Here is a 13,005-nt window from a genome sequence, read left to right as displayed (position 1 = left end):
TCGCGAGCGTGCGTGTTTGTCCGCGACTCGCCGGTCGCTGATGTACAACTGCGCACGCTCGGGCTGGGCCATAATCCTCGGTCCTCACCCGGTTGCCCAACGCCGGCTTGGCCGGCGGCGCGCTCTACGACGGCCTGGTCGGCGCGGCGGCCCGCGAGCACACTCTCGGCGTCACGCGTGAGGCTTCAGGTTCCGGTTGCGCGCGTCGATCTGATCTTGGGTGGCCGGGACCAGGAGTTCGCCTCCGGGCGCCGCGGTGGCCTGGGAGCGGGTGGCGTGCGGCCGCTGGTCGTCTTCGTATTGCTCTAGCGCCGGGCCCAGGTCGGCGGGATGGTCACGCAGGGCTTGCCCGAGAAACCAGGCACCGGTCAGGGCCAGGCTGGTGCCGCGGCCGGAGAGGGGTGAGGCGCAGTGCGCGGCGTCCCCGACGAGGACGACCTGCCCGCGGTGCCAAGTCGGCATGTGAATCTGGCTGACCGAGTCGAAGTACAGCTCCGGGTCCCGCCGCGCCGCATCGACCAGTTCGGGGACCCGCCACTCGGTGTGGCCGGCGTAAGCCTCGGCGAGGATCCGTTTCTGGGCGGCGAGGTCGTGGTAGTCGTAGTCGATCCACGGCGATCGAAACATCAAGACCGCCAAGGCATTATCGTTGTATGTGGCGATGCCGGCTAGGTGGCCCGGGTAGTTGTACATCGGGTTGATGCGCCCGGCCGGCGTGTACTCGGGCAGCGCGGCCAGCGCGGTATAGAAACCGAGGTGGTGCAGGAACTGGTGTTCGGGCCCGAACGTGAGCTCCCGGACCGCCGAGTGCATCCCGTCGGCCCCCACGACGAGGTCGTAGCGGTCGACGGCGCCCGAGGCGAAGCGAACGTCGACCCCGCGATCATCGTCGTCGAGTTCGGCCACGGATTCGACGAACCGCAGCTCCACCGACGGCCCGAGGTGGTTGTAGAGGATGTTGGTGAGGTCTTCGCGGGGAATCTCGGTGTCGTCGGCGGAGTCGTTGATCAGGTCCCGGGGTGGCTCGGCCACCACGGCGCCGTTGCTGTCGACGAACTGCACGCGTTCGCTCATGTCGATCCGGCGCTCGCGGATCTGTCTGAGCACGCCCATCTTGTCGGCGACGTCGAGCGCGTCGCCGCGAATGTCGATGGGGGAGCCATTGACCCGCAGATGGTCGGCGCGCTCGACGAGGGTCACGTCGTGGCCGTCGGCCCCGAGGTTGATCGCGGTGCTCAGGCCCGCGACACCCGCACCGGAGATGAGAATGCGCATCGAATTCGACCCTTCCGACGGTAAGATACATTGTGTATCCAAAACATAGACCGCGGCGTTAGGAAACGCAATGTCTCTTAATTCAACCGGTGTGTCGCAGAGGCGACGCGGCCGCGCGTTGGAGGAAGCGCTGTTGGATGCCGCGTGGGCGGAGCTGGCCGAACGCGGTTACGACGACTTCACCTTTGACTCGGTGGCCGCGCGCGCGGGCACCAGTCGTGCCGTTCTCTACCGGCGCTGGCCCGGCAAGCAGGAACTGGTGCTCGCCGCGTTGAAGTGCGAGGTGGGCAAAGACGTCATCGTCATCCCCGACACGGGCAGCCTCCGTGGTGACGTCATCGCACTATTGCGGCAAGCCAACAAAGTCAGGGTCGGGTTGGCGACGCTGTTGTTCACCCAGCTCGGCGGCTTCTACCGCCAGACCGGCACCAGCCTCGCCGACCTCAGCGCGTTTGTCCAAGGCGGCCGCGACGCCCTGCTGGAGCAGGCGATCCAGCGCGCCATCGACCGCGGTGAAATCGACCCGGGACGGGTCACCGAACGCATCGCGCGCCTGCCCGTGGACCTGTTCCGCCACGAGATCCTCATGACGCTGCGGCCGCTGTCCGACGAGGCCATCGAGGAGATCGTCGACGCCGTCTTTCTCCCCCTTCTCCGCTGGCGCAAAGGCGGGTAAAGGCGGATAACGTGCCTGCGGGGCGCGGGAGCACCTCGTTGGCCGGTACTCCTAGGTAGGGTGCATGCCTGATCATGGCTAACGGAGGTGGTGACGGGTGTCGGTGCCCACTGCGCTGCGGCCCAACGCCGTCGCGGGCGCGCGGTTGCCGGCGCTAGCGGCCCAGGTCGGCGCGGTGCCGGTCGACGGTCCAGTTCCCGACGTGCCGGTCACCGGCGTGACGCTGCGGGCCCAGGACGTGACGCCCGGCGACCTGTTCGCCGCGCTGCCCGGCTCGACCACGCACGGCGCCCGGTACGCCGCCGAGGCCATCGAACGCGGCGCCGTCGCCGTGCTCACCGACGCTGCGGGGGTCGCCGAGATGGGCACCCGGTCCAGCGCCGTGCCCACACTGGTGCACCCGGCACCCCGCGGCGTCCTCGGCGGCCTGGCCGCCACCGTGTACGGAAACCCGTCGGAACGGCTGACGGTTATCGGGATCACCGGAACGTCGGGCAAGACGACTACGACCTACATGGTGGAGTCGGGGTTGCGCGCCGCCGGCCGGACGGTCGGGCTGATCGGCACCATCGGCATCCGCGTCGACGGCGCCGACGTCCCTAGCGCGCTGACCACTCCGGAGGCCCCCGCGCTGCAGGCGATGCTGGCCGCGATGGCCGAACGCGGCGTCGACACCGTCGTCATGGAGGTGTCCAGCCACGCCCTGGCCCTGGACCGGGTCGACGGCACCGCCTTCGCCGTGGGCGGTTTCACCAACCTGTCCCGCGACCACCTCGACTTTCACCCCAGCATGGCCGACTACTTCGAGGCCAAGGCGCTGCTGTTCGACCCGGGCTCGCCGCAGCGCGCCCGAAAAGCCGTGGTGTGCATCGACGACGCCGCCGGGCGCGCGATGGCCATGAGGGCCATGAAGGGCGGAGCCGCGATCACCGTCAGCGCCGCGGGCCAACCCGCCGACTGGCGCGCCATGGACAGCGCCGCGATGGGCGCCGGGGGACTGGAGTTCACCGTCGTCGACCCCGCCGGCGTGCACCACCGCGTCGGCATCCGGCTACCGGGCCACTACAACGTCGCTAATTGCCTTGTCGCACTGGCGATCCTGGACGTAGCGGGGGTGTCCCCGGAGCAGGCGGCACCGGGCCTGCTGCAAACCCGCGTCCCCGGGCGCATGGAAGAGATCGACCGCGGCCAGGATTTCCTCGCGCTGGTCGACTACGCCCACAAGCCCGGCGCGTTGCGGGCGGTGCTGACCACCCTGCGGCGGCCCGATCGCCGGCTGGCGGTGGTGTTCGGCGCCGGCGGCGAACGCGACCCCGGCAAGCGGGCGCCCATGGGCGGGATCGCCGCCGAGCTGGCCGACCTCGTCGTCGTCACCGACGACAACCCGCGCGGCGAGGACCCCGCGGCAATCCGCCGCGAGATCCTGGCCGGGGCGGCCGAAAACGGCGGCGCGGCAGAGATTATCGAGATCGCCGACCGGCGCGACGCGATCCGGCACGCGGTGGCCTGGGCCGGCCCCGGCGACGTGGTCGTGGTCGCGGGCAAGGGCCACGAGACCGGACAGCGCGGGGCCGGGGAGGTCCGCCCCTTCGACGACCGCGTGGAGCTGGCCCGGGCGCTGGAGGCGCGGCGATGATCGACCTGACCGTCGCCCACATCGCCGAAATCGTCGGCGGCACACTGACCGACATCTCGCCGCGGGCCGCCGCGGAACTGCGCGTCACCGGCACCGTCGAATTCGATTCGCGGGCCGTCGGCCCCGGCGGGCTGTTTCTCGCGCTGCCCGGGGCGCGCTCCGACGGGCACGACCACGCGGGCTCGGCGGTCGCGGCCGGCGCCGTCGCCGTACTGGCGGCCCGGCCGGTCGGCGTCCCCGCCATCGTGGTTTCCCCCGAACCGCGAGACAGCCGCGCCTCGGTGCTCGAGCACGACGCCGACGGCTCCGGCGCGGCGGTGCTGGCCGCGCTGGCCAGGCTGGCCAAGGCGGTGGCCGCGGAGCTGGTCGCGGGCGGGCTGACGATCGTCGGGATCACCGGCTCGTCGGGAAAGACCTCCACCAAGGACCTGGTGGCCGCGGTGCTCGAGCCGCTGGGTGAGGTGGTGGCCCCACCGGGGTCGTTCAACAACGAGCTCGGGCATCCCTGGACGGTGCTGCGCGCGACCCCCAGCACCGACTACCTGGTCCTGGAGATGTCGGCGCGCCATCCCGGCAACATCGCCGCGCTGGCCGACATCGCCCCGCCGGCGATCGGGATGGTCCTCAACGTCGGCGCCGCCCACCTGGGCGAGTTCGGCTCCCGCGACGCCATCGCACGCACCAAAGCCGAACTGCCGCAAGCCGTTCCGCCGTCCGGCGTGGTCATCCTCAACGTCGACGACCCGGCTGTGGCGGCCATGGCCGAGACGACCGCCGCCCGGGTGGTCCGGGTCAGCCGCGCCGGCCCCGCCGACGTCTGGGCCGGGCCGGTCTCGCTGGACGAGCTGGCCAGGCCGCGCTTCGCCCTGCACGCGGGCGACGCCCAAGCCGACGTGCGGCTCGGCGTGTACGGCGACCACCAGGTCACCAACGCGCTGTGCGCCGCCGCGGTCGCGCTGCAATGCGGCGCCGGCGTCGAGCGAGTGGCCGCCGCGCTGGCCGGGGCGGGCCCGGTGTCGCGGCACCGGATGCAGGTCACCACCCGTCCCGACGGCATCACGGTGATCGACGACGCCTATAACGCCAACCCCGACTCGATGCGGGCCGGGCTGCAGGCGCTGGCGTGGATCGCCCACCGGACCGAGCGTCCGCGCCGCAGCTGGGCGGTGCTCGGCGAGATGGCCGAGCTTGGTGACGACGCGATAACCGAGCACGATCGCATCGGCCGGCTGGCGGTGCGCTTAGATGTGTCTCGACTCGTTGTCGTCGGAACCGGGAGGTCGATGAGCGCCATGCGCCACGGAGCGGTCCTCGAAGGGGCGTGGGACTCGTGGGGCTCGGACACCGATAAGGGGGCCGTCAGCGTGCCCGACGGCGACGCCGCCCTGGCGTTGTTGCGGGCCAAGATGCAACCCGGTGACGTGGTCCTGGTCAAGGCGTCCAACGCCGCCGGTCTCGGGGCGTTGGCCGACGCCCTGGCCGCGGAAGGCTCAGCGGGCCCGGGCGACTCTGCCGGCGGGGTGCGCGCGTGAGACAGATCCTCATCGCCGTTGCCATCGCGCTGACCGTGTCCATCCTGCTGACCCCCGTGCTGATCCGGCTGTTCACCAAGCAGGGGTTCGGTCACCAGATCCGCGAGGACGGCCCGCCCAGCCACCACACGAAGCGCGGCACGCCGTCGATGGGCGGGGTGGCGATCCTGGCCGGCATCTGGGCCGGCTACCTGGGCACGCACATCGCCGGGCTGGCGTTCGACGGCGAAGGCATATCCGCGTCGGGCCTGCTGGTGCTGGGGCTGGCCACCGTGCTGGGCGGGGTCGGCTTCGTCGACGACCTGATCAAGATCCGCAGGTCGCGCAACCTCGGGCTGAACAAGACCGCCAAGACGGTCGGGCAGATCGGGGCCGCGGTGCTGTTCGGCGTGCTGGTGCTGCAGTTCCACAACGCCAACGGCCTGACACCGGGCAGCGCGGACCTGTCCTACGTGCGTGAGATCGCCACCGTCACGCTGGCTCCCGGGCTGTTCGTGCTGTTCTGCGTGGTCATCGTCAGCGCCTGGTCCAACGCGGTCAATTTCACCGACGGCCTGGACGGGCTGGCCGCCGGCGCCATGGCGATGGTCACCGCCGCCTACGTGTTGATCACCTTCTGGCAGTACCGCAACGCGTGTGCCACCGCGCCGGGCCTGGGCTGCTACAACGTGCGCGACCCGCTGGACCTGGCCATCATCGCGGCCGCCACCGCCGGCGCCTGCATCGGCTTTTTGTGGTGGAACGCCGCGCCCGCCAAGATCTTCATGGGCGACACCGGGTCGCTGGCGCTGGGCGGCATCATCGCGGGCCTTTCGGTCACCAGCCGCACCGAGATCCTCGCCGTCGTGCTCGGTGCGCTGTTCGTCGCCGAGGTCATCTCCGTCGTGCTGCAGATCCTGGCCTTCCGCACCACCGGGCGCCGCATGTTCCGCATGGCGCCCTTCCACCACCACTTCGAACTGGTCGGCTGGGCCGAGACCACGGTGATCATCCGCTTCTGGCTGCTCACCGCGATCACCTGCGGCCTGGGCGTGGCCCTGTTCTACGGTGAGTGGCTGGCCGCGATCGGTGCCTGACGTGCTCGAGCCTCTCGTGGCCGGCGCGCCCGTGCTGGTGGCCGGCGGCGGCGTGACCGGCAGGGCGGTGCTGGCGGCCCTGGCCCGATTCGGCGCGGCGGCGACCCTGTGCGACGACGACCCGGCCACCCTGCGCGGATACGCCGAGAGCGGGGTGGCGACCGTGACCACGGCGACGGCCGCGCGGCAGATCTCCCGCTACGCCCTGGTGATCACCAGCCCCGGCTTTTCGCCGGCCACGCCGCTGCTGGCCGCGGCCTCCGCCGCCGCCGTGCCCATCTGGGGTGACGTGGAGCTCGCCTGGCGGCTCGACGCCGCGGGCCACTACGGGCCGCCGCGGCGCTGGCTCGTGGTGACCGGGACGAACGGCAAGACGACGACGACGTCGATGCTGCACGCCATGCTGACCGCCGCCGGACAACGCAGCCTGCTGTGCGGCAACATCGGCAGCCCCGTGCTGGACGCCCTGAACGAGCCCGCCGACCTGCTGGCCGTTGAGCTGTCCAGCTTCCAGCTGCACTGGGCGCCCTCGCTGCGGCCCGAGGCCGGCGTCGTGCTCAACATCGCCGAGGACCATCTGGACTGGCACGCCACCTTTGCCGAATACGTCGCCGCGAAGGCCCGGGTGCTGGGCGGCCGGGTGGCGGTGGCCGGACTTGACGACGCCCGCGCCGCCGCGTTGCTGGACACCGCGGCGGCGCCGGTGCGCGTCGGCTTCCGGCTCGGCGAACCGGCCGCCGGTGAGCTCGGCGTGCGCGACGGCCAGCTGGTCGACCGCGCCTTCGCCGACGACCTGGCGCTTCTGCCGGTCGAGTCGATTCCGGTGCCGGGCCCGGTCGGGGTGCTCGACGCCCTGGCCGCGGCGGCGCTGGCCCGCAGCGTCGGTGTGCCCGCCGACGCGATCGCGACCGCGATCGCGTCGTTCCGGGTGGGCCGGCATCGGGCCGAGGTGGTCGCCGTCGCCGAGGGGATCACCTACGTCGACGACTCCAAGGCCACCAATCCGCACGCCGCCGAGGCGTCCGTGCTGGCCTACCCGCGCGTGGTGTGGGTGGCCGGCGGTTTGCTGAAGGGCGCGTCCGTCGACGCCGAGGTCGCCAGGATCGCGTCCCGGCTGGTCGGCGCGGTGCTCATCGGCCGGGATCGCCAAGAGGTTGCAGAGGCGTTATCGCGACACGCGCCCGATGTCCCCGTCGTCCAGGTTGTGACAGGCGAGGATGCTGGTATGGATGCGACTGCTGTTGTTTCTGTTACTGGTGTGGCAGAAGTGATACATGCGGGCGGGGACCTCGGTGCTCGCGTCATGACCGCGGCCGTGGCCGCGGCCCGCGAGTTGGCAAAGCCGGGCGACACGATCCTGCTGGCACCGGCCGGCGCCTCGTTCGACCAGTTCACCGGGTACGCCGACCGCGGCGACGCGTTCGCGGCCGCCGTGCGCGCGGCGATCCGGTAGGCGGGCGTGCGTAACGCGCTGACCCGGCTGCTGGGCCGGGACAAGGGCCCGGACACGGGAAAAGACGAAACCCCGGCCGAGCGGGCCGGGGCGGAGGAGCCGGTCGCCCCGACGGATCCATCCGGAACCGACGACGCGGCCAAGGCCCCGGCTTCGGACGCCCCCCCAAAGGCCTCCGGGGCCGAACCGGGCGGTCTGCGCAGCCGGTTCGGCGCGTGGCTGGGCCGGCCCATGACGTCGTTTCACCTGATCATCGCCATTGCCGGGTTGCTGACGACGCTCGGCCTGATCATGGTGCTGTCGGCCTCCGGCGTGCGCTCGTATGACACCGACGGGTCGGCCTGGGTCATTTTCGGCAAGCAGGTCTTGTGGACGATCATCGGCGTTGTCGGCGCCTATGCCGCGTTGCGGATGTCGGTGCGGTTCATCCGCCGCGTCGCCTTCACCGGGTACGTGGTCACCATCATCCTGCTGGTGCTCGTGCTGGTTCCGGGGATCGGCAACCTGGCCAACGGGTCTCGTAAATGGTTCGTGATCGCCGGCTTCTCGATGCAGCCCTCCGAGCTGGCGAAGATCGCGTTCGCCATCTGGGGCGCGCACCTGCTGGCGGCCCGGCGCATGGAACGGGCGTCGTTGCGCGAGATGCTGATTCCGCTGGTCCCGGCCGCCGTCATCGCCCTGGCGCTCATCGTGGCCCAGCCCGACCTCGGCCAGACCGTGTCGCTGGGCATCATCCTGCTGGCTCTGCTGTGGTACGCCGGGCTGCCGCTGCGCGTCTTCGTCACCTCGCTGGCGGCCGTTTTCGTCGCCGGCGCGATCCTGGCCATGTCCGCGGGGTACCGCTCGGACCGGGTGCGGTCCTGGATTAACCCCGAAAACGACCCCCAGGACACCGGCTACCAGGCCCGTCAGGCAAAGTTCGCGCTCGCCCACGGCGGCGTCTTCGGCGACGGCCTCGGCCAGGGCGTCGCCAAGTGGAACTACCTGCCCAACGCCCACAACGACTTCATCTTCGCGATCATCGGCGAGGAACTGGGCTTCGTCGGCGCGTTCGGGCTGCTGGCCCTCTTCGGCTTGTTCGCCTACACCGGGATGCGGATCGCGCGGCGGTCGGCCGACCCGTTCCTGCGGCTGCTGACCGCCACCACGACCATGTGGATCCTCGGGCAGGCCTTTATCAACATCGGCTACGTGATCGGGGTGCTGCCGGTCACCGGTCTGCAGCTGCCGCTCATCTCTGCCGGCGGAACATCCACGGCCGCAACGCTTTTCATGATAGGCATCATGGCCAACGCGGCTCGTCACGAACCGGAGGCGGTGGCCGCGCTGCGGGCCGGCCGCGACGACAAGGTAAACCGGTTGCTGCGGCTGCCGCTGCCCGAGCCGTATGTGCCGAGCCGCATCGAGGCGTTTCGCGATCGCAAGCGCGTCGGCCCGCGGCCGGGCAAAACCGGGGCGCCCAACCCGTCTAAGCCGTCCAAGCCGTCCAAGAAGGGACCCCAGCGGCCCGCCCGGCCGGCTCGCCAGCCTGCAGGCGGCGCCCGCTCGCGGGGTTTGGGGCACCGGCCCCTTCCGGGGGAGCATCATGGATCTGGCCAGCGTCACGCCGGCCAGCGTCCGACACGGCGAGCTCGCGCATTGGAAGGTCAGCATTACGGGTGAACGACACGGTCAGGGAGCCGGCCGGCGGGCTGGGGGCAAGCCCCTCGCCCGCCGGTGCCGCATCGTCGGTCAATTCCCCCCTGTCGGTCGTGCTCGCCGGCGGCGGGACGGCCGGCCATGTGGAGCCCGCCATGGCCGTCGCCGACGCGCTGAGCGCGCTGGATCCGCGGGTCCGGATCACCGCGTTGGGCACCCGGCGCGGGCTGGACACCACGCTGGTGCCGGCGCGCGGCTATCGCCTGGAGCTGATCACGCCGGTGCCGCTGCCGCGGAAGCTCAGCGGCGACCTGGTGCGGCTGCCGCCGCGGGTGTGGCGCGCCGTCCGGGAAGCCCGCGCCGTGCTCGACGCCGTCGACGTCGACGTGGTGATCGGCTTCGGCGGGTATGTGGCACTGCCGGCCTACCTCGCGGCCCTCGGCCTGCCCTTCACGCCCCGCCTCAGGCGCCGCGTCCCGGTGGTGATCCACGAGGCCAACGCCCGCGCCGGGCTGGCCAACCGCGTCGGCGCCCGCCGCGCGGACCGGGTGCTGGCCGCGGTGCCCGAGTGCGGGCTGCCGCGCGCCGAGGTGGTCGGGGTGCCGGTCCGGGCCGCCATCACCGCGCTGGACCGTGCCGCGTTGCGTGCCGAGGCGCGGAAGCACTTCGGCTTCGCCGACGACGCGCGGGTGCTGCTGGTGTTCGGTGGCTCGCAGGGCGCGGTCTCGCTGAACCGGGCCGTCTCCGGGGCGGCCGCCGGCCTGGCCGCCGCGGGCGTGTCCGTGCTGCACGCGCACGGACCCAAGAACACCCTCGAGCTGCGCGCACCCGAGCCGGGCGATCCGCCCTACGTGGCGGTGCCCTACCTTGACCGGATGGACCTGGCCTACGCCGCCGCCGACCTGGTGATCTGCCGGTCCGGCGCGATGACCGTCGCCGAGGTCTCGGCCGTCGGACTGCCGGCCATCTACGTCCCGCTGCCGATCGGCAACGGCGAGCAGCGGCTCAACGCGCTGCCGGTGGTCGACGCCGGTGGCGGCATGGTGGTCGCCGACGCCGCCCTGACGCCGGACCTGGTCGCCCGGGAGGTGGCCGGGCTGCTCAGCGACCCGCCGCGGCTGGCGGCGATGACCGCGGCCGCCGCGCGGGTGGGACATCGGGACGCGGCGCGCCAGGTGGCCCAGGCGGCGCTGGACATCGCCAGGAAGGCAGTCGCGGCGGGAGGGCCACGGTGACCGCCGAGCGGCTGCCGCCCGAACTGCAGCGGGTGCACATGGTGGGCATCGGGGGAGCCGGCATGTCGGGCATCGCCCGCATCCTGCTGGACCGGGGCGGGCTGGTGTCCGGATCCGACGCCAAGGAGTCCCGCGGCCTGCATGCGCTGCTGGCCCGGGGCGCGCTGATCCGCATCGGGCACGACGCGTCGGCGTTGGATCTGCTGCCCGGCGGCGTCACGGCGGTCGTCACCACCCACGCCGCCATCCCGAAGACCAATCCCGAGCTCGTCGAGGCCCGGCGCCGCGGCATTCCGGTGGTCTTGCGGCCGGCCGTGCTGGCCAAGCTGATGGCCGGGCGCACCACGCTGATGGTCACCGGCACGCACGGCAAGACGACGACGACGTCGATGCTGATCGTCGCCCTGCAGCACTGCGGACGGGACCCGTCCTTCGCGGTCGGCGGGGAACTCGGCGAGGCCGGCACCAACGCCCACCACGGCAGCGGCGACTGCTTCGTCGCCGAGGCCGACGAAAGCGACGGCTCGCTCCTGGAATACACGCCCAATGTCGCGGTGGTCACCAACATCGAGACCGATCATTTGGACTTCTACGGCAGTGCCGACGCCTACGTCGAGGTGTTCGACTCCTTCGTGGGGCGGCTTGCCCCCGGCGGAGCCCTGGTCGTGTGCACCGACGACCCTGGGGCGGCCGCGCTGGCCCGGCGCACCGCCGAGCTGGGAATCCGGGTGCTGCGATACGGATCCGCCGGTGAAGGCTTGGCCGGCACGCTGGTGTCCTGGGAGCAACACGGCACCGAAGCGGTCGCGCACATCCAGCTGGCCCCGGAACCCCACCCGCGGGTGATGCGGCTGTCGGTGCCCGGGCGGCACATGGCGCTCAATGCGTTGGCCGCGCTGCTGGCGGCGATCGAGATCGGCGCCTCGGCCGATGAGGTGCTCGACGGGCTGGCCGGCTTCGAGGGCGTGCGCCGCCGATTCGAACTGGTCGGGGTTTCGGGAGATGGCCAGGCCCCGAACTCACTGGTGCGGGTGTTCGACGACTATGCCCACCATCCCACCGAGATCAGCGCCACGCTGGCGGCGGTCCGCACGCTTTGCGAGCAGAGCGGCGGCGGTCGCTGCATCGTGGTGTTTCAACCCCATTTATATTCGCGGACAAAGGCTTTCGCCGCCGAGTTCGGTCACGCGCTCGACGCCGCCGACGAGGTGTTCGTCCTCGACGTCTACGGCGCGCGCGAGCAACCGCTCACCGGCGTCAGCGGCGCCAGCGTCGCCGAGCATGTCAGCGTGCCGGTGCGCTACCTTGCCGACTTCTCCGCGGTCGCCGAGGAGGTGGCCGCGGCCGCCGGCCCCGGCGACGTCGTCGTCACGATGGGCGCGGGCGACGTGACCCTGCTGGGGCCGGAGATCGTGACCGCGCTGCGTGCGCGGGCCAACCGCAGCTCGCCGGGCCGGCCGGGGGTCCTGCGATGACCGAACCGACCGACGCCACACCGACCGACCTGGCGCCCGACCCCTCCGACGATCCGGCCGCCGACGACGTGATCACGCAACCGCTGCCGGCCGGGGCCCAAGACGGCCAACCGGAGGCGGAGCAAGCCGAATTCGAGGGCCCGCGCCGGCGGGCCCGTCGCGAACGGGCCGAGCGTCGCGCCGCGCAGGCCCGCGCCAGGGCCATCGAGGAAGCCCGCCGCGAGGCCAAGCGCCGGGCCAGTGGGCGCGTCGTCAACCAGCCCAAACCGGTCGCGCGGGGCGTCGTTCGCGGCCTGAAAATGCTGCTGGCAAGCCTGGTGCTGGCCGTCGTCGGGGTCGGGCTCGGGCTGGTCCTCTATTTCACGCCGGCGATGTCGGCGCGCAACATCGTCGTCACCGGGACCGGGACGGTGACCCGCGAGGAGGTCCTGGACGCGGCATCGGTGCGGCCCGGAACGCCGCTGCTGCAGATCAACACCAACCAGGTCGCCGACCGGGTGGCGGCGATCCGGCGAGTCGCCAGCGCGCGCGTGCAGCGGCAATATCCGTCGGCGCTGAGGATCGCCATCGTCGAGCGAGTTCCCTTGGTGGTCAAGGATTTTCCGGACGGTCCACACCTCTTCGACCGCGACGGCGTCGACTTCGCGACCGCGCCACCGCCACCGGCGCTGCCCTACATCGACGTCGCCAACCCCGGTCCGAGCGACCCGGCGACCAAGGCCGCGCTGCAGGTGCTGATCGCGCTGCGGCCCGAGGTCGCGGGCCAGGTGGCGCGGATCGCGGCCCCGTCGGTGGCCTCGCTGACCCTCACGCTCAACGACGGGCGGGTGGTGATCTGGGGGACCACCGACCGCACCGAGGAGAAGGCCGAAAAGCTGGCCGCGCTGTTGACGCAGCCGGGGAAGACCTACGACGTGTCCAGCCCCGACCTGCCGACGGTGAAATAGCGGCGGGAACCACGGCGCGCCACCCCGCGAGCGTCACGCTGGCGTGTCCCCCGACGCCGAGC

At 72.0% G+C, this 13,005-nt stretch carries 10 protein-coding genes; 9 read left to right on the top strand and 1 reads right to left on the bottom strand.

Going from position 1 to position 13,005, the window contains the following annotated elements; genetic code table 11:
- Positions 1–171: 171 nt before the first annotated feature.
- Entirely contained in the window at positions 172–1,275 is a 1,104-nt protein-coding gene (locus K3U93_RS14290) for an FAD-dependent monooxygenase (RefSeq protein WP_083011002.1), read from the bottom strand.
- A gap of 70 nt (positions 1,276–1,345) precedes the next feature.
- Here K3U93_RS14290 and K3U93_RS14285 point away from each other — a divergent pair, with 70 nt between their 5' ends.
- From K3U93_RS14285 to K3U93_RS14245, 9 genes are all read left to right on the top strand, one after another.
- Positions 1,346–1,951, top strand: coding sequence for a TetR/AcrR family transcriptional regulator (locus tag K3U93_RS14285; protein ID WP_176219992.1), 606 nt, complete (start codon positions 1,346–1,348; stop codon positions 1,949–1,951).
- 97 nt (positions 1,952–2,048) lie between these two features.
- Entirely contained in the window at positions 2,049–3,587 is a 1,539-nt protein-coding gene (locus K3U93_RS14280) for a UDP-N-acetylmuramoyl-L-alanyl-D-glutamate--2,6-diaminopimelate ligase (protein ID WP_083011004.1), read from the top strand.
- Positions 3,584–5,119: a UDP-N-acetylmuramoyl-tripeptide--D-alanyl-D-alanine ligase gene (locus K3U93_RS14275; RefSeq protein ID WP_083011005.1), complete on the top strand. Its 1,536-nt coding sequence runs from the start codon at positions 3,584–3,586 to the stop codon at positions 5,117–5,119. Before K3U93_RS14280 ends, K3U93_RS14275 begins: the two co-directional genes overlap by 4 nt.
- Positions 5,116–6,195, top strand: coding sequence for a phospho-N-acetylmuramoyl-pentapeptide-transferase (gene mraY, locus K3U93_RS14270; RefSeq protein WP_071509883.1), 1,080 nt, complete (start codon positions 5,116–5,118; stop codon positions 6,193–6,195). Before K3U93_RS14275 ends, mraY begins: the two co-directional genes overlap by 4 nt.
- Position 6,196: 1 nt before the next feature.
- Positions 6,197–7,648, top strand: a complete 1,452-nt coding sequence (gene murD, locus K3U93_RS14265; RefSeq protein ID WP_083011006.1) for a UDP-N-acetylmuramoyl-L-alanine--D-glutamate ligase — start codon at positions 6,197–6,199, stop codon at positions 7,646–7,648.
- Between the two features lie 6 nt (positions 7,649–7,654).
- Positions 7,655–9,310 (top strand): putative lipid II flippase FtsW, encoded by a 1,656-nt coding sequence (gene ftsW / locus K3U93_RS14260; RefSeq protein ID WP_083011007.1) that lies wholly within the window; start codon positions 7,655–7,657, stop codon positions 9,308–9,310.
- A complete protein-coding gene (murG, locus tag K3U93_RS14255) occupies positions 9,307–10,521 on the top strand; it encodes an undecaprenyldiphospho-muramoylpentapeptide beta-N-acetylglucosaminyltransferase (protein WP_083011008.1) in 1,215 nt (404 codons plus the stop codon). The genes ftsW and murG overlap by 4 nt, the downstream gene beginning before the upstream one ends.
- The gene (murC, locus tag K3U93_RS14250; RefSeq protein ID WP_083011009.1) at positions 10,518–11,996 is read left to right on the top strand and encodes a UDP-N-acetylmuramate--L-alanine ligase; all 1,479 of its coding nucleotides are present in this window, start codon (positions 10,518–10,520) and stop codon (positions 11,994–11,996) included. The genes murG and murC overlap by 4 nt, the downstream gene beginning before the upstream one ends.
- Entirely contained in the window at positions 11,993–12,943 is a 951-nt protein-coding gene (locus K3U93_RS14245) for a cell division protein FtsQ/DivIB (protein WP_071509888.1), read from the top strand. The genes murC and K3U93_RS14245 overlap by 4 nt, the downstream gene beginning before the upstream one ends.
- Positions 12,944–13,005 lie beyond the last annotated feature (62 nt).

The organism is Mycobacterium malmoense, from assembly GCF_019645855.1.
Lineage (GTDB): Bacteria > Actinomycetota > Actinomycetes > Mycobacteriales > Mycobacteriaceae > Mycobacterium > Mycobacterium malmoense.
This window is presented reverse-complemented; position numbering and strand designations above follow the sequence as displayed.

What these genes read in the sequence shown, in the direction of transcription:
- K3U93_RS14290 (WP_083011002.1), bottom strand. Translation starts at nt 1,275, where the DNA reads ATGCGCATTCTCATCTCCGGTGCGGGTGTCGCGGGCCTGAGCACCGCG.
- K3U93_RS14245 (WP_071509888.1), top strand. Translation starts at nt 11,993, where the DNA reads ATGACCGAACCGACCGACGCCACACCGACCGACCTGGCGCCCGACCCC.
- K3U93_RS14285 (WP_176219992.1), top strand. Translation starts at nt 1,346, where the DNA reads ATGTCTCTTAATTCAACCGGTGTGTCGCAGAGGCGACGCGGCCGCGCG.
- K3U93_RS14275 (WP_083011005.1), top strand. Translation starts at nt 3,584, where the DNA reads ATGATCGACCTGACCGTCGCCCACATCGCCGAAATCGTCGGCGGCACA.